Consider the following 18,947-nt stretch of genomic DNA (forward strand, 5'->3'; position numbering starts at 1 on the left):
AGAATGGCTAAAGTACCACAGAACAAGGTTATCATCGTTGGCGGCGGTCTTGCGGGACTTCTCGCGACGATGAAGGTCTGCGAGGGCGGCGGTACGGTCGACCTCTTTTCCTATTGCCCGGTGAAGCGCTCGCACTCGCTCTGCGCACAGGGCGGCATGAATGCCTGTATGGATACGAAGGGCGAGCACGACAGTGTCTACGAGCACTTTGACGATACGGTCTACGGTGGCGACTTCCTTGCCGATCAGCTCGCGGTCAAGGGCATGGTCGAGGCTGCGCCGAAGCTCGTCAAGATGTTTGACCGCATGGGTGTTCCGTTCACGCGCACGGCTGAGGGTGTGCTCGATCTGCGCAACTTCGGCGGACAGAAGAATAAGCGCACGGTGTTTGCAGGCTCCACGACCGGTCAGCAGCTCCTCTACGCGCTCGATGAGCAGGTGCGTCGCTGGGAGACCAAGGGTAAGGTTACGAAGTATGAGTTCTGGGAATACATCCGCTCGATCAAGAACAAGGACGGCATCGTCCGCGGCATTGTTGCACAGAACATGAACTCGAACGAGATCAAGGCATTCCCGGCAGATGTTGTCATGCTTGCGACGGGCGGTCCCGGACAGGTCTTCGGACGCTGCACGGCATCCACGATCTGCAACGGTTCGGCTGTTTCGTCCGCATATCAGCAGGGCGCACACATCGGCAACCCCGAGTTCATTCAGATTCACCCGACGGCAATCCCGGGTTCCGATAAGAACCGTCTCATGTCCGAAGCGTGCCGCGGTGAGGGCGGACGTGTCTGGACGTACAAGGACGGCGAGCCATGGTACTTCCTCGAGGAGATGTACCCTGCATACGGCAACCTCGTTCCGCGTGACGTTGCCTCCCGCGCGATCTTCAAGGTCTGCGTGCACATGGGGCTCGGCGTCAACAACGACCGCCGCGTCTACCTCGACCTCTCGCACATCCCGGCAGCCTACCTCGAGCGCAAGCTCGGCGGCATTCTCGAGATGTACTCCGAGTTCGTCGGTCAGGATCCGCGCAAGGTTCCGATGGAGATCTTCCCGTCTGTGCACTATTCGATGGGCGGCATCTGGGTTGACCGCAACCACCACACGAACATCCCCGGCCTCATGGCAGCGGGTGAGTGCGACCATCAGTATCACGGTGCAAACCGTCTCGGAGCGAACTCGCTTCTCTCGGCGGCATATTCCGGCTTCATTGCAGGCCCCGAGGCACTGCGCTGGGCGCGCAGCGGTGAGCTCGGCACGGCGCTCACGGAGGAAGAGCTCGAGGCAGCACGCAAGGAAGCCGTTGCGGAGTTCGACAAGATCCGCAATATGACGGGTTCTGTCAACGCACATCAGCTCCATCAGGAGATGGGCGAGATCATGTACGACTATGTCTCCATTGAGCGTGACAACAAGGGTCTCGACATCTGCCTTGAAAAGCTCAAGGATATCCTCAAGCGCTGGGATGACATTGGTGTGACCGATCACGGCACTTGGGCAAATCAGGAAGCCATGTTCGTGCGTCAGCTGCGCAATATGATCCTCTATGCAATGGCGGTGACGAAGGCAGCGCGCTGCCGCGATGAGAGCCGCGGTGCACACGCGAAGATCCTTCTCGATGACAAGGGCGAGCGCATGACGGATGAGGCTGGTGAGCTCATGTTCTACGGACGTGACGACGAGCGCTTCATGAAGACCTCCATCGTGGACTACGATCCGAAGACCGAGGAGCCGATTGTCAGCTACATGGAATTCGAGCATTCACTCATCAAGGCGCGTGCGCGTAACTACGCCGTTGCCAAGAAGGAGTAAGGGAGGATAGAAGTCATGGCAGAACAGAAAAAAGTTCGTTTTATCATCGAGCGTCAGGATGGACCGAACGAGAACCCCTATACGCAGGAGTTCGAAGTCGACTATCGTCCCGGTCTCAACGTCGTCGCGTCCCTCATGGAGATTCAGAAGAATCCCGTGACGGTTGACGGCAAGCGCGTTCCGCCCCCGGTCTGGGAGTGCAACTGCCTTGAGAAGGTCTGCGGCGCGTGCATGATGGTCATCAACGGTCGTGCACAGCAGGCGTGTTGCGCGCTGATTGACAACCTCACACAGCCGATTCGCGTGCAGCCGGCGCGCACGTTCCCCGTTATCCGTGACCTCCTCATCGACCGCTCGGTCATGTTCGAGAGCCTCAAGCGCATTCATGGCTGGGTCGAGGTCGACGGCACATGGGGCGTCAAGGATGCGCCTATCCAGAATCCGTACACGGCAGAGACGTGCTATGAGCTGTCGCACTGCATGACCTGCGGCTGCTGCCTTGAGGCGTGCCCGAACGTCGGACCGCAGTCCGACTTCATCGGCGCGTCACCGACGGCGCAGGCGCTCCTCTTCAACCTCCATCCGCTTGGAAAGTTCGATGCGCCGAAGCGCCTCAATGCGCTGATGGAGAAGGGCGGCATCACGAGCTGTGGAAACAGTCAGAACTGCGAGCGTGCGTGCCCGAAGGGCATCAAGCTCACGCAGCATCTTGCCCAGCTGAACCGCGATGTCAACAAGCAGGCACTGCGCAATATGTTTAACCACTAATCTGCATTCCTACAGGAAAGCGGAGTATACGAAGGGGCAGCCCCAACGGGGCTGCCCCTTTCTGTGTGTGTATTTGGATAGAGAAGGGGAGACCGCATTGCGGTCTCCCCAAATCGTGCAAAGAGCTGTTTAGAGATGGAATCGTCCCACGAGCTTCTGCAGATCCTGTGCAAGCTGTGCGAGGGTCTGGCTCGCAGCGGCAATCTCCTGCATGGAGGCTGCCTGCTGCTCGGATACGGCAGAGACGTTTTCAGCCTCCGAACTCACAGCGTTTGAAACCCTCTGTACGGACTCCACGGAGGTAAACATGCGTGCGCTGCCAGCCTTGATACCCTCAGTGTTCGTGAGGATGGCGTCCACCTTTGCAGACAGTTCCTTGACCTCGACGGCAATGCGGTTGAACTGCTCGCCTGCCTGATTGACCTGCGTGACCCCCTCGTCGACATGCTCCTTCTGATCCTGCATGACACGGAATGTACTCTCGATGCGGTTCGCATTCTCGGTAATCAGCCCCGTGATCTCCTGTGCGGCGGTCTCGGACTGCTCGGCGAGCTTTCTGACCTCCTCGGCGACGACGGCAAAGCCGCGTCCCTGCTCGCCCGCACGCGCGGCCTCGATGGCTGCGTTGAGTGCGAGGAGATTCGTCTGACCTGCGATCTCTGTAATCATCTCGACGATTTCGGAGATGCGCTTCGAGCTTTCATAGAGCGCCGTGACGGCGGCAGAGACATCGTTTGCCCCCTTACTTAGGGTGTCCATGCCCTTGACGGCGATGCTGAGACCATGCTGTCCTTCTACTGTGGCGCTTTCGGCGCGTTGTGTCGCTGCAGAGACATCCGTGATCCCGTTTGTAATGTCGTTGATGGCATGGGTGATCCGATCCACCGTCTCGAAGGACTCATCGACCGCCTCACGCTGCTCGATGGTACTGCCCGTGATCTTGACAATGGCCTCTGCCGCGTGTTGTGCGCCCTGCGCCGACTGATCCGCCGAGGCAGTCAATTCTTCGGAGGCAGCTGCAAGCTGCTCCGCTGTCTGTGCGGCACTCCGGATGAGATCGCGCAGCCCCTTGACCATGGTAAGGAAGGCGTTGTGCAGATCTCCGATCTCGTCATCACGCTCCATCTCAGGTGCCTTGACACCGAGATTGCCTTTTGCAATTTCGGATGCCGCCGCTGCCATCACCTCGATCGGCCCGGCGATGGAGCGCGCAATGCTGTAGAGCAGGACGGAGAGGAGCGCAAGCGAGACAAGAAGCCCGGCAATCATTGCCCATTTCAGCGTGCTTACATCGGCGAGTACCTCATCCTTCGGAACGAAGAGTACGAGCGACCAGCCGGTGTCACCGACGGGGTGGACAGCATAGTAGTAGTCGACATCCTGATAGCTCGACTCGAAGAAGAGAGGGTCTTTCGAGAGGAAGAGTTTTGCTGCCTCTTCGCCCTGTGCATGAACATTGTCGTCGATGGTCAGCGCCGAATGATAGATGAAGCGCCCCTGCTCATCCAGCAGGAAGGCTGCGCCGGTCTCGCGCAACTTGAGAGCTGCCATCTTTTTTTCAATGTCCGCAAAGAGGACATCAATGCCGACGACACCGACGAATTGACCGTTTTCTTTCATCGCGCGGCTGAGTGCAACAACCTTCTTGCCGCTGAAGTTATCGATGTAAACTTCTGATATCTGAACGCCGTCGTTTGCGGCAGCGAGCTTGTACCAGCCGCGTGTCGTGGCATCAAACTCCGTCCTGGGTATGACGCCTTCGCGGCTGAACAGGAAGTCGCGATCCGGAAATCCCATGTAGACCGAGTCTACGTCCGGTCGTTTTTCAAAATCCCGCGCGATTGCGAGAAAGGTATCGTTGTTCGGGATCGAGGTCGACCATGCCTGACCAAGACCCTCGAGTATGCCACGTTGCTGCTGTACCATGCTGTTGATCTCCTCCGCATGGTACTCTGCGAGGGCTTTCATCTCGCGCTGGGTCGCTGACTCGATCATCGTGCTTGCCTGCCAATAGGAGAAGGCTGCCATCGCAATGAAGATCGCGATGAAGGGACTTCCGATCCACAGGAGCATCTTTGACTGTAACTTCATAGCACCATCCCCTTCTTCATGATTTCCACAAAATCCTCATTATGTATTATTCGATATAAAAGCATATTTTCCTTTAATGCTCTGTAATAAAACAAAAAGGAAACTTTAATCGTCTAAATCACTATCAAATTGGGCAAAAAAGAAGATACCGCGTGTTCATACGGTATCTTCTAGGAAGTCGCTATTAGGGAAGCACTGATAAATTCAGCACCGCCATCTTGACGCATCTTTTTTGCCCGCTTTTTGTCGGCAAATCCTCCACAGAGCACCACTCTGCGTCCGGTTTGCCTCCTCAATCGGACGAAAAAAACTACGCCAATCTGACGGACTTCATTTTATCAGCGATTCCTTAGAGTTTGAATCCGCCGACAATTCTCTGCAGATCCTGCGCGAGCTGTGCGAGGGTCTGGCTGGATGCTGCGATCTCCTGCATGGATGCCGCCTGTTCCTCGGAGACAGCGGAGACGTTCTCTGCCTCGCTGTGGACGGCATTTGAGACGCGCTGGACGGATTCGACGGAGCTGACCATGCGTGCACTGCCCGCCTTGATGCCCTCCGTACTCTTCAAGATGGCATCGACCTTTTCCGTGAGCTCACTGACGACACCCGCAATGCGGTTGAACTGTTCGCCTGCCTGATTGACCTGCTTGACGCCCTCGCCGACGTGCTCCTTCTGCTCCTGCATGACCTTGAATGTGTCCTCAATGCGGTTCGCGTTCTCGGTGATGAGACCCGTGATCTCCTGTGCTGCCGTTTCCGACTGCTCAGCGAGTTTCCTGACCTCCTCGGCAACGACGGCGAAGCCACGTCCCTGTTCGCCCGCGCGCGCTGCCTCAATGGCTGCATTGAGTGCGAGGAGGTTCGTCTGACCTGCAATCTGCGTGATCATCTCCACGATCTCGGAGATACGCTTGGAACTCTCGTAGAGTGCTGTGACAGCCTCGGAGACATCCTTTGCACTCTGGTTGAGGACATCCATGCCCTTCACGGCGATGCCGAGTCCCTGCTGTCCCTCGGTTGTTGCTGTTGAGGCACGGTGGGTGGCGGCGGAGACATCTGAGATGCCCTTCGTGATTTCGCCGATGGCATGCGTGATGCCGTCCACTGTCTTGAAGGACTCGTCAACGACCTCATTCTGTTCGATCGTGCTGCCCGTGATCTTGACAATGGCTTCGGCAGCGCTCTGTGCGCCCTGCGCCGACTGATCCGCAGAGGCGGTCAGTTCCTCTGAGGCAGCGGCAAGCTGCTCGGAGGTCTGCGCAGTCTTTTGAATCAGATCGCGCAGATTGGTGACCATGGTGAGGAGCGCTCTGTGCAGCTGTCCGATCTCGTCGTCACGCTCCATATCAGGTGGACGCACGGTGAGGTTGCCCTTTGCGACTTCCTGTGCTGCCTCTGCCATTGCCTCAAGCGGCTGGGCAAAGGACTCTGCAATCTTGTAGAGCAGTCCACCGAGCAGGAGGAGGGAGATGAGGAGTCCTGCGAGCATTGCCCATTTGAGATTGTCCACATCGGCGAGGACTTCGTCCTTCGGGACGAAGATGACCAGTGACCAGCCGGTATTGCCGACCGGGTGAACGACATAGTAGTTCTCTATGCCCTGCCATGTGTTGGTAAAGAAAATGGGTTCTTTGGAGAGGAGACGCTGTGCGTCCTCTTCGCCCTGTGCATGCACGTTGTCGTCCATTGTCTGCACCGGATGGGCGATAAACCGTCCCTCTGCATCGAGCAGGAATGCACCGCCGTGCTCGCCAACTTTCAATGAAACAACTTTCTTTTCAATCTCGTCAAAAGGGATGTCCATGCCGAGGACGGCTTCCCGTCCGTCGGGCGGTTTGAGGGAACGACTCAGGGCAACGACCTTTTTGCTGTGAAATTTATTGATATAAACTGCGGAAAGCTGCACACCGTCGTTCTGTTTTGCAAGTTTGTACCAATTGCGCGACGTTGCGTCAAACTCGGATCTTGGGACGATTTTCTCATAGCTGTAGAGGAAGTCGCGGTCAGGAAAGCCCAGATAGATGCCGTCGATATCGGGGCGGTTGCCGAAGTCTGCGGCGGCGGCAATGAAGTCCGCATCGGTAGGCAGTTGCGTCGACCATACCTGTCCAAGTCCCTCCAGAATGCCCTCTGGTTCCTCGACCATACGGCTGATTTCCTCGGCATGGTAGGCAGAGAGGGCGCGCATCTCACGCTCTGTTGCGCGTTCGATCATCGAACTTGCCTCCCAGTAGGAAAATCCTGCCATCGCAAGGAATATGACAATGAGCGGTGTACCAATCCATAGGAGCATCTTGGTTCTTAGTTTCATTCCGTCACCTCATTTAACTATACGCCATTGGCGCATTAACCGACCGCGTCCATTACAGTGGAAGAAGGACGTTTATTATAATTTAATTCAACAGAATAGAAAAAACTCCTCCAAAAGTCCTAAAAATTTTTGAGGAGTTTGTAAAAATTATTTTATGATGAGGTCTTCTTCATGCGCGCAGATAGATACAAGTCCCTTTCCTTACTGAGAGATCTTGATAAAATCTTCGAGTTTGCGCAGTGCCGAGCCGTCCGCAATCGTTCGGCGTGCCGCTGCAATGCCGTCTGCAATCGAGTCTGCCGCGCCGCCGATGTAGATGGCAGCGCCTGCGTTCATGAGGCAGACATCTGCGCGCGCGTCCGTGATCTCGCCCGCGAGGATGCCGCGCGTGACGGCGGCGTTCTCCTCGGGCTTCCCGCCGCGAATCAATTCTTTGGATGCAGGCGTGATGCCGAAGTCCTCGGGGCGGATCTTATAGCTGCGCTCCCAGCCGTCCGATATTTCGTGTACGAGGGTTGGCGCGCCGATGGAGATCTCGTCCATGCCGTCCGTGCCGTGGACGATGAGGGCGCGCTTCACCCCAAGCCCCGGCAGTACCCTTGCGAGCGGGCGCATGAGATGTTCGCCGTAGACGCCGAGCAGCATGTAGGAGGGGCGCGATGGATTTGTGAGCGGCCCGAGGATGTTGAACACGGTGCGGATGCCGAGCTCGCGGCGGATTGCGCCGACGTGTTTCATTGACTGGTGGTAGCGCTGGGCAAAGAGGAATGCCATGCCGACAGCAGCCAGCTCTTCGCGCACCTTTGCGGGCGGCTGATTGATGTTCACGCCGAGCGCCTCAAGGCAGTCCGCCGTGCCGCTCCACGAGGACGCCGCGCGGTTGCCGTGCTTGCAGACCTTCAGACCTGCCGCAGCCGCGAGAAAGGACGCCGTCGTCGAGACGTTGATGCTGCCCGAGTGATCGCCGCCCGTGCCGACGATGTCGATGACGTCCATATCGTGTTCGACGCACTCTGCGTGCTCGCGCATCGCTGCTGCAGAGCCGGAGATCTCCGCGATTGTCTCCATGCCGCTGCTCTTCGTCGAGAGCGCGGCGAGGTAGGCGGCGTTCTCGACCGCCGAGGTCTCGCCCGACATGATTTCGTTCATGACGGCATATGCTTCGTAGTAGCCAAGATCCTCCTTGTTCACGACCTTCTTGATCGCTTCTTTAATCATTCCATATCCCCCCTAGAAAATATTCGGGTCGTATTATAGCATATCTCGCGCCAAAAGTATATTTGTGAGGATGGTAGGAATATGCTATACTCTTGTCCTGTGTATTATATATGTACTACGAAAAAATAGGAGCAGCTATGTTTGAACCGCGTTTTACAACGCTGAATATGAATGAAATCCTAAAGTATCTCGGCTTTCGTGGGCAGGAGCTGACGGAGGAGATTGCTGCGCAGATTCGCCGCTGTACGGATGAGGTGTTGGCGGCCGCGACGCCGCGCCTCACATATCGACATGCGCCGCTTGAGGACGGCGCGGTGCTTGGCGTGACCTTTGCGGGAAATGACATCCCTGCGATGCTCGAGCCGTGCGAGGAGGTCGTCCTCTTCGGCGCGACGCTCGGTCCCGGTGTCGAGCGCCTGATGATGCGCTGCGAGGTCATGAATGCGGCGGACTCCGTCATCATGGACGCGTGCGCGAGCACGGCGATCGAGAATATCTGCAACAACTTCGAGAGCGATATGCGCCGCGCGGTCGAGGCCGAGGGGCGCTATCTGACGGATCGCTTCAGCCCCGGCTACGGTGATCTGCCGATCACCGAGCAGCCGAAATTCTTCGCTCTGCTCGATATGACGCGCCGCATCGGTGTCTCGCTGACGCCGACGACGATCATGGTGCCGCGCAAGTCCGTGACCGCGATCATGGGGATCGCGCGCACGCCGCAGCCGCACCGTCCGCCGGACTGCGAGCACTGCCTCATGTTCCGCACCTGCCCCTTCCGCAAGGCGGGGCGCAGATGCAGGGAAGGCGCAAGGACTTAGATTTTCAGTTCTATAATGTTACGGAATGACTCCGTGCTTGCTCCGCGCAAACGCTTAGTTACGCAAGCGGTCGCGTTCTCGTTCGCCTAAATACCTGCGGACTTCTTAAACGCGCTGCGCTTGAACGAAAGAAATCCGCAGGGGGCGAGTCGTTCTCCGCTTGCTCCACTAGGGTTTGCTTTGGAGCATCGCACGGATCTGTTTCCGATTTTCCGTAACAGATGATAAAGAGCCAGATTTTCTTGGAATCGGAAATATAGGAGAATGGGCATGAAAGACATCATTATATTGGATGGGGGCATGGGCACGCAGCTGCAGGCGCGCGGGCTTGCCCCCGGGGAGCGGCCGGAGCTGTTCGGATTGGAGCACCCCGATGTGATCGAGGAGATTCATCAGAATTACATCGCGGCGGGCAGCCGCGTCATCTACAGCAATACCTTCGGTGCGAACGGGCATAAGCTTGTCGGCACGGGCAAGACCGTCGCCGAGGTCATCGGAGAGAATGTCCGCACGGCACGCCGCGCGGCAGAGAACTCGGGTGTCACGGGTGTGCGCGTCGCGCTCGACATCGGCCCCATTGGGGAACTCGTCGAGCCGCTTGGTACGCTCTCGTTCGAGGCGGCATATGAACTTTTCCGTGAGATGGTCGTCGCGGGCGCGGAGGCGGGCGCGGATCTCGTGATCTTTGAGACGCTGACCGACCTCTACGAAGTCAAGGCGGCGGTGCTTGCCGCAAAGGAGCATACGAAGCTGCCGATCTGGGTGACAATGACCTTCGAGCAGAACGGGCGCACCTTTCTCGGCGCGGCTGTCCCGTCCGTCGCGGTCACGCTCGATGCGCTCGGCGTCGCCGCGCTCGGCGTCAACTGCTCGCTCGGCCCCGTGGAGCTTCTGCCAATCGTGGACGAACTCATGGAGTGGACGGATCTGCCGATTATCGTCAAGCCAAACGCAGGTCTGCCCGACCCGCGCACGGGTGCGTATGAGATGACGGCGGAGGATTTCGGGCGCGAGATGGCGGAGTTTGCGCGGCGCGGCACCGTCATCATGGGCGGCTGCTGCGGCACGACGCCTGACTTCATCCGCGCGCTCACGGCGGCGGTCGCAGAGGGGGCGTCGGAGCGTCCCGCACGGAAAAAACGCAAGGGTGTTGCATCACCGGGGCGCGTCGCGGAGTACGGCAAGCTCAATGTCATTGGCGAGCGCATCAATCCGACAGGCAAGAAGCGTCTGCAACAGGCACTCCTTGAGGAGGACTACGGCTATATCAAGAAACTTGCGATATCCCAGCAGGAGGCGGGCGCGCAGGTGCTTGACATCAATGTCGGTGCGCAGGGCGTGGATGAGGAGAAGATCATCCCGTATGTCGTCAAAGCGGTGCAGAGTGTTGTTGATCTGCCGTTACAGATTGACTCGGCAAACCCGAAGGTGATCGAGGCGGCGCTGCGCGTGACGAACGGGCGCGTCATCATCAACTCGGTCAGCGGGGAGAAGGAGCGCATGAACGCCATCTTCCCGCTCGCAAAGCACTATGGTGCGGCGGTGCTCGGACTTGCGATGGACGAGAAGGGGCTGCCCGCGACGGCGGCGGAGCGCGTCGCGATTGCCGAGCGCATTGTCGCGGAGGCGGAGCGATACGGAATCGACCGCGAGGATATCATCATCGATTGTCTGACGCTCACGGTCTCGGCGCAGCAGGAACAGGCGATGGAGACCCTGCGCGCCGTGCGTGAGGTGCATGAGCGTCTGGGGCTGCACTGCGCGCTTGGCGTCAGCAATATTTCGTTCGGACTGCCTGCGCGCGTGCATATGACGGAGAACTTCCTCATACAGGCGATGCATGTCGGCCTTGATTTCCCGATCGTCAACCCGAATACAAAGGAAGTCATGGATGCCGTCGTCTCCTTCCGCGCCGTTTCGGGCGAGGATGTGGACTGCTCCGCCTACATTGAGCGTTTTGCGCCCGAGCAGGCGGAGATCCGCCGCCGCAAGGAACTCGGCATTACGGGGGATGAGGCGGCAGGGGCGGTACAGACTGCCGCTGCGGAGAGTGCAGACGCGGTCGATCCGCTGATGGATGCCATCATGCGCGGCCTCTCCGACGATGCAGAGCGCATTACGCGCAAACTCCTCACGGAGATGGCGCCGATGGAGATCATCCAGGAGAAGGTCATCCCCGCGCTCGACATCGTGGGTGACCGCTATGAAAAGGAAATCATCTTCCTCCCGCAGCTCATCAATGCGGCGAATGCGGCGACCGCAGGACTCGAGCTCATCAAAATGCGCCTCGCCGAGGAGGGGCAGGGTGTCTCAAAGGGGAAGATCATCCTCGCGACCGTCGAGGGTGACATCCACGACATCGGCAAGAACATCGTCAAGGTCGTCCTCGAGAACTACGGCTATCAGATCATCGACCTCGGGCGTGATGTGCCCGTGAAGCGCGTGGTGGAGGTCGCCATCGAAAAGCGGGTCGGACTCATCGGCCTCTCGGCGCTCATGACGACGACCGTCACAGCGATGAAGCGTACGATCGACGCCCTGCACGAGGCGGGGCATCCCTGTGAGACCGTGGTCGGCGGTGCCGTCCTCACGGAGGACTATGCAAAGGAGATCGGCGCGGATCACTATGCGGGCGATGCGCGCAGCATTGTCGAGATCGCGCGCCGCGTGCTGGGATAGCAGAGAGCGGCAAGGGGGCATATAGATGGATATACGGGAACACATACGAAAAGAGCCGCTCGTCTTTGACGGCGGCATGGGTACATACTACACCCAGAAGACGCATACGCGCGGCAAGGGCGTGGAGCTTGCAAACATCGAGACACCCCTTGTCATCGAGGAGATTCACGCAGAGTATCTGCGCGCAGGGGCGCAGGCAATCAAGACAAATACATTTGCGGCGAACCGCATTGTCTATCGGGGTGAGGAGGAGCTTGTCGAGCGCATTATCCGCGCGGGTTGGAAACTCGCCGCGCGTGCGGCAGAGCCTTTCGGGGCATATGTATTTGCCGACATCGGCCCCGTCACGGGGCTGCCGCCCGCCGACATCCTTGAGGAATACCGCTTTCTCGCCAATACATTCCTCGCGGCGGGGGCGCGTCACTTCCTCTTTGAGACGAATTCCTCGGCCGAGGGCTTGGTCGAGACGGCGGCGCATATCAAGCAGGTCGCGCCTGACGCATTCATCCTGACCTCGTTTTCGGCATTTTCCGGCGGCTATACGCGCGACGGCTTCTTCGTCGAGGAGCTGATCCGCACGGTTGCGGAGAGCGGCTACATCGACGCCGTTGGCTTTAACTGTGTGAGCGGCGTCCAGTCGATGAAGGAACTGGTTCAACTTCTCGGGAAATGCCCCCTGCCGCTCTCCCTCATGCCGAATGCAGGGCATCCGATTGTCATCGACGGACGCACCTTCTATGGGAACGCACCCGACTACTTCGGCGAGGGGCTTGCCGCCATCGTACGCGACGGCGTATCCATCGTCGGAGGCTGCTGCGGCACAACGCCGGCGCATATCCGTGCGCTGTGCACGGCACTTGCGGACAGTGGATCTGTGTCGGAGGAGGTGGGGGCACAGGCGGAGCGCAGCACACTTGCACCGTCCCGCTCGCCATTTTTCGAGGCGCTGCAATCGGGGGAGATCCCCATCGCCGTTGAACCCGACCCACCCGAGACGGGGAATGCAGATAAGTTTATGGCGGGCGCACGGGAACTGCAGGAGGCGGGCGTTACCGTCATCACGATTGCGGACAACCCCATTGCGCGCGCGCGCATGGATGCGGCGATGCTCGCGGGGCGTGTGCAGCGCAGCCTCGGACTCGAGCCGATCCCGCATATGACCTGCCGTGACCGCAACCTCAACGCAATCAAGTCCATCCTCCTCGGACTCAGCGCCGAGGGCGTGCACAACATCATCGCGATTACGGGCGACCCCATCCCGACGGCGGAGCGCGACGAGGTGAAGAGTGTTTATCAGTTCAACTCACGCAAACTCTCCGCGTTCATCACGAGCCTCGGCGAGCGCGGCGACGTGGTGCCGTTTCACGTATTTGGCGCACTCAATGTGAACTCCCTACACTTCCCATCGCAGCTCGGGCTTGCGAAAAAGAAGATGGAGGCGGGCATGACGGGCTTCTTTACCCAGCCTGTCCTGAGCACACGGGCAAAGGAGAACCTGCGGACGGCGCGCGACACCCTGCCGGGGGCTCTCATCCTCGGCGGTATCATGCCCGTCGTCAGCGAGCGTAACGCGCGATTCATGGAGAGCGAGATTTCCGGCATCCATGTCGAGGAGCGCATCATCAACGCCTATCATGGTCTCGATCGGGAGGCAGCTGAGGCGCTTGCCGTCAAACTCTCACTCGAGATTGCAAAGGACATCGAGCCGTACATCGACGGATACTATATCATCACGCCGTTTGCGCGCACGGCACTCGTCGCGCGCATTGTAAAGGGGCTCAAAGGAACAATATAAAAACAGCCGACGTTGACTCTGTTACGGTCAACGTCGGCTGTCTTAGTGTACGATGCTTCCTATTGTCATCGGCAGCGTATGCGCAGCCTTTGCCATCGCCCTCAGGTCGGCGGCGGATTTCTCTGCCCAGATTGCCGTGACCTTCTTTTGAAAGGAGAGCGCGGAGAGGGGAGATTTTTTCTGTGTGCGCACATTTTCGCGGATGATCTCGGCGAATTCTTCGGGCACGGATGCCGTTCTCTGTGCGAGCAGAATTTTCAGATTTGTGTCGATCAGATAGAGGTGGATGGTCGGGTCACGCAGGCTCTCCTCGTCGGGCAGCAGCTCTTCTTTTACGAGCGATAGGGAGAGCGGCGCGTCGCCCCAGCCATCCTTGAAGATGCCGTCGATGCGATAGAGGAGGAAGAGAACGCCGTCCACCTCCGTTACGGCAAGCTCGATCTCACCCGTGCGGAACGCCTCGACAGCGATGGCATCCGTGCGCGAGAGCTGGAGCAGGAACATCATGCCGTTTTTGTCGACCTGAAACATACCGCCGTCCGTTTGTGCGAGGATCGGCAGGGGGAATGGCTCACCGACGGCGAAATTAACTGATGTGCTCATGCACGCCTCCTCACAGCATCCTGAGTCCCTGTACACCGCGAATACCAAGTCCCGGCGCAGTGGATGCAGTAATGTTTTTCTCGTCAAATACGGCGCCGCCCTCAATCGGATCCTCGCTGCAAAGGACGGGACCGTCGAGGTCGATGCGTGTCACAATCTTTTTTGCGCAGGCAAGTGCCACAGCGGCGTTGACGGAGATCTTTGCCTCGAGCATACAGCCGAGCATACACTCCATGCCGTAGATTTCCGCCGCCGCGATGATTTTCTGTGCGGGATAGAGCCCGCCGCATTTCATGAGTTTGATGTTCACCATGTCGGCGGCGTGCAGCTGCATGATGCGCAGGGCATCGGCAGGGGAAAATACAGCCTCGTCCGCAAGCACGGGGATATCGCTCTCACGCGTGACGTAGGCAAGGCCGTCAATGTCCGCTGCGGCGACAGGCTGCTCGACGAGCTCGATGTCAAGTCCCTTTTCTGCCATCTGTGCGAGAATCCGTACGGCCTCGCGCGGCTTCCACGCCTGATTTGCGTCGATGCGGATGCGTACATCTTTGCCGACTGCCTCACGCACGGCAGACAGGCGCGCCACATCGAGCGAAGGATCGACGCCAACCTTGATTTTGAGCGTGTCGTAGCCGCGGGCAATCGCATCCCGTGCATCGCGTGCCATCTCGTCGGGGGCATTTACGCTGATTGTAATATCCGTGACGATGCCGTCCTTTGCGCCGCCGAGGAGCTTGTGCACGGGGATGTTCCACAGCTGTCCGTAGAGATCGTAGAGTGCCATGTCGACGGCGGCCTTTGCCGAGGAGTTGTGGATGAGCGCGCTTTGTACGGACTGGATCAGATCCTCGAACTCGTTTACATCGCGGCCAATGAGCAGGGGAGCAAGATGCGTACGGATTGCGTCAATGATGCCGCCCGTCGTATCGCCCGTGACAACGCCCGTTGGTGGTGCTTCGCCATAGCCCGTTGCCCCCGTATCTGTGCGGATGAGTACGATGACGTCCTCTACGCTGTCCACGCGTCTGCGCGCCGTCTTGAACGGAACACGCAGGGGGACGGAGAGCATTCCAAGCTCGACCTTTGTGATTTTCATGGGAATCCTCCTTTTGTATACAGAATTCTTTCATATATGAGAGTAATTTGGGAAAGAAGTCCATTGTGTTCATTTATTGCTTTATTATATAATCATTATCGTGATTCTTCAAGGAGTTATATTATATTAACAAAGGAGTGTATATCATGATTACGGACGGATTTACCTATGTCGCCGTGCTCATCCTGCTTGCAGGTGCACTGGTGACGCTTGAGAAGGGAACGGGGTGGACGCTGTTCCGCTACCTGCCTGCCGTCGTGCTCGTCTATCTCATCTCCATGCTGCTGTGCACGGTCGGCACATGGGATATGGCGGCGACAAAGCCGGCGTATGCGGGGCTGAAAAATTCGCTGACGTATGCGATGGTCTTTACCATGCTGCTGCGCTGCGACATTCGCAAGGTGCTCAAGCTCGGTCCACGGATGCTGCTCGGCTTTTTCTCTGCGTCCGTGACCATCATGATCGGCTTTATCGTCGCATTTCTCGTTATGAAGAACTTTATCGGTGGGGATTCGTGGATGGCACTCGGTGCACTCTGCGGTTCGTGGCTCGGCGGCTCGGGCAACATGGTTGCTGTGCAGGCGGCACTTGGTGTGTCGGAGGCGGATATGGGCTATGCGCTCGTGGTCGACTCGATTGACTACTCCATCTGGGTCATGTTCCTGCTCTGGCTCATCACGCTTGCACCGCGTTTCAACAAGTGGAATAAGGCAGATACGACTCAGCTTGATGCCGTGTCACGCAGCCTTGAGGAGGATGCAAAGCTGAATACGGGGGCGATCACATTCCAGAGCCTCATCCTCCTGCTTGGTACAGCACTTGTTGTTTCTGCAGTCGGCGCGAACGTCGGCAAGATGCTCAATGCCGCAGTACCGTTCTTTGACAAGGCAACGTGGACAATCCTCTTTATCACAGCACTTGGACTCATCGGTGCGGTCTCGCCGCTCGGACGTGTGGCGGGGTCGGCAGAGATGTCGAATGTCCTGCTCTACTCTGTCATTGCACTGCTCGCCTCGCGTGCGTCTCTGCTCGAGCTCGGTGATGCACCCTACTGGATCTTGACGGGCTTCATCATTCTCGGCGTCCACTTCATACTCATGTTCCTCCTTGCACGTCTCTTCAAACTCGATATGTTCACTGCGTGTGTTGCCTCACTTGCAAACATCGGCGGCACGGCATCCGCGCCTGTACTTGCGGGCACGTATTCCGGCTCGCTTGTCCCTGTCGGCATTCTGATGGCACTGATGGGTTATGTCATCGGTACACCGTTTGGCATTCTCGTTGCACATACAATGGAAATGTTCAAGTAGATACGAAAAGGATTCGTTCAAAAACCTGTCGCGTGAAAATGCGGCAGGTTTTTCTTGCCTTATCTCGCAAAACGTCATAAAATGAAATACAAATAAAGGAATCGCTGATAAAATGAAGTCCGTCAGATTGGCGTAGATTTTTTCGTCCGAACAAGGAGACAAACCGGACGCATAGCAAGGGCTATGTGGAGGATTTGTCGACACAGTGCGGGCAAAAAAGATACGTCAAGATGGCGTGGCTGAATTTATCAGTGCTTCCTAAATGCAGAGAGGTGACGGGATGATAACGAAGGGAATTATTCTTGCGGGCGGCTCGGGAACACGCCTCTATCCGCTTACGAAGGTTGTATCCAAGCAGCTCATGCCGATCTACGACAAACCGATGATCTACTATCCGCTGAGTGCACTGATGCTTGCGGGAATCAAGGACATTCTCATCATCACCACGCCGAACGACAGTGCGCTCTATCAGGAGCTGCTCGGCGACGGCAGCCAGCTGGGGATATCCATTTCCTATGCTGTGCAGCCGAGTCCGGACGGACTCGCACAGGCGTTCATCATCGGTGCAGACTTTATTGCGGGCGAGGGCTGTGCGCTTGTGCTCGGTGATAACATTTTCTACGGCTCGGATTTCGCGCAGGTTCTGCAGCGTGCTGTGCGGCGGGATGATGGGGCGACCGTCTTTGCCTACTATGTCTCCGATCCCGAGCGTTACGGCGTTGTTTCCTTCGATGATGCAGGAAATGCGCTCACACTTGAGGAAAAGCCCAAAGAGCCGCAGTCGAACTATGCTGTCACGGGGCTTTACTTTTATGACAGCGACATCGTTGAGATCGCGCGCGGCATCCGTCCGTCGGCACGTGGAGAGCTCGAGATTACGGATGTCAACAAGGCGTATCTTGCGGCGGGGAAGCTCCACGTGGAACGACTGCGACGCGGCTATGCGTGGCTCGATACGGGAACCCACGAGTCACTGCTCTCGGCGGCTGCATTTGTTCAGACCATACAGGCGCGGCAGGGGCTCAAGATCTCCTGTATCGAGGAAATCGCCTACCGCATGGGCTACATCGACGCAGAGCAGGTGCTGCGTCTTGCCGACCCTCTCGCCAAGAATGAATATGGTGTTTATTTGAAGCGACTTATCAAGGATATATAGGAGCATTGTATGAATGTAATTGAAACAGCACTTGCGGGCGTTCGCATCCTTGAGCCGCAGGTGTTCGGCGATGCGCGCGGCTGGTTTATGGAGAGCTGGTCGAAAAAGAAGATGGAGGATGCGGGCATCACCGTCGACTTTGTGCAGGACAATCATTCCTTCTCGGCGCAGAAGGGAACACTGCGCGGACTGCACTATCAGCTGAACCCAATGGCACAGGCAAAGCTGCTGCGTGTCTCGCGCGGTGCAATCTTCGATGTTGCCGTCGACATTCGCCGCGGCTCACCGACGTATGCGAAATGGGTCGGCGTCGAGCTCTCGGCGGAGAACTATCGCCAGCTCTTTATCCCGCGCGGGTTTGCCCACGGATTCATCACACTGACCGACGACGTGGAGGTGCAGTATAAGGCGGACAACTTCTATGCGCCCGACTGCGATGGCAATATCCGCTGGGACGACCCCGAGATCGGTGTTGCGTGGCCTCTCGCCCCCGTCGTTCTCTCGGAGAAAGATGCAAATGCGCCGCTGCTCGTAGCGCGGACGGAGCTCAACTTTACGTACGACGCATGAGGGGGATGGAATTTTATCAAAAAGATGCAGAAAATGAAAAAAGGGGGTTGACGAGGAGTCGCCCTCTGTGTTATATTATGACAGTCGCGCCGATGAGGGCAGCGCGGAGATGAAAAACTCCACAAACCTAGAAACGGCGCAGGATGTACCCTGAAAACTACACAATGCAAAACATGTTAGAATAACTTCTAACAAGCCAGATGCAACATCGTTGATGTTAGTCAACGAACACAATTCTTTTACAAGAAATTGACGAGTCATGAAATGACTCTTCCGGAAGGAAATGAGATGAGACGAAGTTGCTCAGGTTGGAGCAGATTTTGCGATCTGTCAAGGAGGCAAACCGGACGCGTAGCATAGAGCTACGTGGAGGATTTGCCGACACAGACAGAGTGGAAAAGATGCCCAAGATGAGTGACTGAGTGAATCGAATTTCCGCATTAGCGGAGAGTTTGATCCTGGCTCAGGACGAACGCTGGCGGCGTGCTTAACACATGCAAGTCGAACGGGATAATTTGAGAGCTTGCTCTTAGAGAATCTAGTGGCAAACGGGTGAGTAACACGTAGACAACCTGCCGACAGGATGGGGACAACATTCCGAAAGGAATGCTAATACCGAATGAAGTCGAGGGAGGGCATCCTCTCTCGATGAAAGATGGCCTCTTTTTATGCTATCACCTGTCGATGGGTCTGCGTCTGATTAGCTGGTTGGTG

Annotated in this window: 13 protein-coding genes and 1 pseudogene; 9 read left to right on the plus strand and 5 right to left on the minus strand. The window is 57.5% G+C overall.

Going from position 1 to position 18,947, the window contains the following annotated elements; all coding sequences use genetic code 11:
- Nucleotides 1-3 precede the first annotated feature (3 nt).
- Nucleotides 4-1,815 (plus strand): succinate dehydrogenase flavoprotein subunit, encoded by a 1,812-nt coding sequence (gene sdhA, locus AXF19_RS08355; protein WP_066847562.1) that lies wholly within the window; start codon nt 4-6, stop codon nt 1,813-1,815.
- A 15-nt stretch (nt 1,816-1,830) separates the two neighbouring features.
- Nucleotides 1,831-2,583 carry a succinate dehydrogenase iron-sulfur subunit gene (gene sdhB / locus AXF19_RS08360; RefSeq protein WP_066847573.1) on the plus strand — a complete coding sequence of 251 codons (753 nt, stop codon included), beginning with the start codon at nt 1,831-1,833 and terminating at the stop codon, nt 2,581-2,583.
- Between the two features lie 129 nt (nt 2,584-2,712).
- Here sdhB and AXF19_RS08365 read toward each other — a convergent pair whose 3' ends face one another.
- From AXF19_RS08365 to trpD, 3 genes are all read right to left on the minus strand, one after another.
- Nucleotides 2,713-4,674 (minus strand): methyl-accepting chemotaxis protein, encoded by a 1,962-nt coding sequence (locus tag AXF19_RS08365; RefSeq protein ID WP_066847576.1) that lies wholly within the window; start codon nt 4,672-4,674, stop codon nt 2,713-2,715.
- A gap of 349 nt (nt 4,675-5,023) precedes the next feature.
- Entirely contained in the window at nt 5,024-6,985 is a 1,962-nt protein-coding gene (locus AXF19_RS08370; protein WP_066847578.1) for a methyl-accepting chemotaxis protein, read from the minus strand.
- Nucleotides 6,986-7,186: 201 nt separating this feature from the next.
- On the minus strand, nt 7,187-8,203 hold the full coding sequence (trpD, locus tag AXF19_RS08375; RefSeq protein ID WP_066847580.1) for an anthranilate phosphoribosyltransferase: 1,017 nt from the start codon (nt 8,201-8,203) through the stop codon (nt 7,187-7,189).
- A 137-nt stretch (nt 8,204-8,340) separates the two neighbouring features.
- Between trpD and AXF19_RS08380 the strand changes: the two genes are divergently transcribed.
- From AXF19_RS08380 to AXF19_RS08390, 3 genes are all read left to right on the plus strand, one after another.
- Nucleotides 8,341-9,021, plus strand: a complete 681-nt coding sequence (locus AXF19_RS08380; protein ID WP_066847583.1) for a vitamin B12 dependent-methionine synthase activation domain-containing protein — start codon at nt 8,341-8,343, stop codon at nt 9,019-9,021.
- Between the two features lie 270 nt (nt 9,022-9,291).
- Nucleotides 9,292-11,700: a homocysteine S-methyltransferase family protein gene (locus AXF19_RS08385; RefSeq protein WP_066847586.1), complete on the plus strand. Its 2,409-nt coding sequence runs from the start codon at nt 9,292-9,294 to the stop codon at nt 11,698-11,700.
- Nucleotides 11,701-11,725: 25 nt separating this feature from the next.
- Entirely contained in the window at nt 11,726-13,495 is a 1,770-nt protein-coding gene (locus AXF19_RS08390) for a bifunctional homocysteine S-methyltransferase/methylenetetrahydrofolate reductase (protein ID WP_066847589.1), read from the plus strand.
- 42 nt (nt 13,496-13,537) lie between these two features.
- On the opposite strand, the gene AXF19_RS08395 is transcribed toward AXF19_RS08390, so the two are convergent.
- The gene (locus AXF19_RS08395) at nt 13,538-14,098 is read right to left on the minus strand and encodes a hypothetical protein (protein WP_066847592.1); all 561 of its coding nucleotides are present in this window, start codon (nt 14,096-14,098) and stop codon (nt 13,538-13,540) included.
- A 10-nt stretch (nt 14,099-14,108) separates the two neighbouring features.
- Entirely contained in the window at nt 14,109-15,197 is a 1,089-nt protein-coding gene (locus AXF19_RS08400) for a dipeptide epimerase (protein WP_066847595.1), read from the minus strand.
- A 146-nt stretch (nt 15,198-15,343) separates the two neighbouring features.
- Between AXF19_RS08400 and AXF19_RS08405 the strand changes: the two genes are divergently transcribed.
- The 4 genes and pseudogenes from AXF19_RS08405 (at nt 15,344) to rfbC (ending at nt 18,233) form a co-directional block, all read left to right on the plus strand.
- Nucleotides 15,344-16,507: a DUF819 family protein gene (locus tag AXF19_RS08405; protein WP_066847597.1), complete on the plus strand. Its 1,164-nt coding sequence runs from the start codon at nt 15,344-15,346 to the stop codon at nt 16,505-16,507.
- 112 nt (nt 16,508-16,619) lie between these two features.
- A pseudogene (locus AXF19_RS15370) lies at nt 16,620-16,791 on the plus strand (secretion protein HlyD).
- A complete protein-coding gene (rfbA, locus tag AXF19_RS08410) occupies nt 16,788-17,663 on the plus strand; it encodes a glucose-1-phosphate thymidylyltransferase RfbA (RefSeq protein ID WP_066847600.1) in 876 nt (291 codons plus the stop codon). Before AXF19_RS15370 ends, rfbA begins: the two are co-directional and overlap by 4 nt.
- Before the next feature lie 9 nt (nt 17,664-17,672).
- Nucleotides 17,673-18,233 (plus strand): dTDP-4-dehydrorhamnose 3,5-epimerase, encoded by a 561-nt coding sequence (gene rfbC / locus AXF19_RS08415; RefSeq protein WP_066847603.1) that lies wholly within the window; start codon nt 17,673-17,675, stop codon nt 18,231-18,233.
- The last annotated feature ends 714 nt before the right edge of the window (nt 18,234-18,947 follow it).

Origin of the sequence: Selenomonas sp. oral taxon 126 (assembly GCF_001683335.1) — a bacterium.
Lineage (GTDB): Bacteria > Bacillota > Negativicutes > Selenomonadales > Selenomonadaceae > Centipeda.